This window comes from Chitinophaga sp. Cy-1792 (genome assembly GCF_011752935.1).
In the GTDB taxonomy this organism is placed as follows: domain Bacteria; phylum Bacteroidota; class Bacteroidia; order Chitinophagales; family Chitinophagaceae; genus Chitinophaga.
This window is the reverse complement of sequence record NZ_VWWO01000009.1, coordinates 1-1,988: the sequence shown is the minus strand read 5'-3', so window position 1 is coordinate 1,988 and position 1,988 is coordinate 1. Positions and strand designations below refer to the sequence as shown.

Here is a 1,988-nt window from a genome sequence, read left to right as displayed (position 1 = left end):
TGCCAATGGCAAGGTAGATCGCCGGCAGTTGCCCGCTCCGGAAGACTTTGGATTAAGTAGCGGAACTACGTATATACCTGCCCGTAATAACATAGAAGCGCAGTTAATAGCGATCTGGGAACAGGTATTAGGCAGGACGCCGGTCGGTGTCAAAGATAATTTCTTTGACCTGGGAGGCCATAGTCTGAAAGCTACCCGGCTGGGAAGCCTGATACATAAGGCTTTTGATGTGAAGCTGCCGTTAAAGGATCTTTTCTCCAACAGCATACTGGAACAACAGGGGGTGTTGATCGCTGCGTCGCGGAAGACGATCTTTTCACAGATCGCCCCGGCGCCAGAGCAGGCGTCTTATCCATTGTCGTCTTCCCAGCGCCGTCTATGGGTGTTGAGCCAGTTTGAAGAAGGTAGTGTGGCCTATAATATGCCAGGAGTCTATACACTAACCGGCGCATTGGATATCGCCAGACTGGAAGCTGCATTTAAAACGCTGATCGCAAGACATGAAATACTACGGACCGTCTTTAAGGAAGAGGAATCCGGTGTCGGTCAATATATCCTTGCTACTATAGATTTTAAAATAGAAGATCTTACAGATATATCTGCTTTTTGTTACACACCTTTTGACCTGAGTGCGGGGCCCTTGCTGCGTGCTGCTGTTACTGAGGTCTCAGCAGGAGAGTGGGTGTTTGTGTATGTGATGCACCACATTATCAGTGATGGCTGGTCGATGGGTGTGCTGATTAAAGAACTGCTGCATATCTACCATGATAACAGTCCGCTACCTGTATTACCGCTACAGTACAAGGATTACGCCGTATGGCAGCAATCCGGCTCAGCCGCCATGTCCCAGGCTTACTGGCTGGAACAGTTCAGCGGCGAGCTACCGGTGCTGGAACTACCGGCAGATAAGCCCCGTCCGGCGGTAAAGACTTACCACGGCGGGCTGGTGCAAAAGCAGCTGGCACTCACTGGACTTCAATCACTGGTGCAGTCCACCGGCAGCACACTGTTCATGGGATTAGTGGCAGCCGTGAATGCCTTGCTTTACCGCTACAGTGGCCAGGAAGATATCATCCTTGGCAGCCCGGTAGCCGGCAGGGAACACGCCGACCTGGAGGGACAAATAGGATTCTATGTGAACACACTGGCGCTTAGAACGCGCTTCAGTGGCAGCAATAGCTATCTGCAACTGCTGGAACAGGTACGAGAGGTAACAATGTCTGCCTACGAACATCAATCCTATCCCTTTGATGAGCTGGTAGATGCCTTGCCGCTCAAACGCGACATGAGCCGCAGTCCGTTGTTTGATGTGATGGTAGTATTGCAGGAAACAGATATCAATGAACTTATTGCACAAAGCAGCGGAACACTGCAAATAAAGCCTTATGAGGAAGCTATTGATCCTGTCAGCAAGTTTGATCTCTCTTTTGAGTTTGTAACAGCGGGTACGCAGTTACAGCTGAGTATTATTTACAACAGTGATATCTATGAAGCGGTTACTGTAGATGCAATGGCAGCTCATTTAGATCAGCTGCTGGCGGCGATTACAGCGCATCCAGATACTGCTATTCAGCAACTGGATTACCTAAGAAAAGAAGAAAAAACGCAGCTGCTATACGACTTTAATAACACAACTGCTGCTTATCCGGAAGAAAAAACGCTGGTGCATCTGTTTGCAGAACAGGTGGCCAAAGCACCTGACGCGATAGCGCTGGTTTTTGAAGAAAAGATTTTTACCTATCAGCAGCTGGATGAACATTCCAGCCAGCTGGCGCATTATCTGCGAAGTAAGTACGATATTAAAGAAGATGATTTAATAGGTGTACAACTGGAGAGAAGTGAACGGATGATCATCGCGTTACTGGCAGTGCTGAAATCAGGCGGGGCTTATGTTCCCATTGACCCTGATTTTCCACAGGACCGTATCGATTACATTGTAGCCGATAGTGCCTGCAAAGTACTGATCGATGAAGCGGAACTGTTACGCT

1 protein-coding gene is annotated in these 1,988 nt (G+C 48.7%); it reads left to right on the top strand.

Annotated features, from left to right (window positions below; genetic code table 11):
• Positions 1-1,988: condensation domain-containing protein (locus F3J22_RS30205; protein WP_167021738.1), on the top strand; the 1,988-nt coding region annotated here is incomplete at both ends.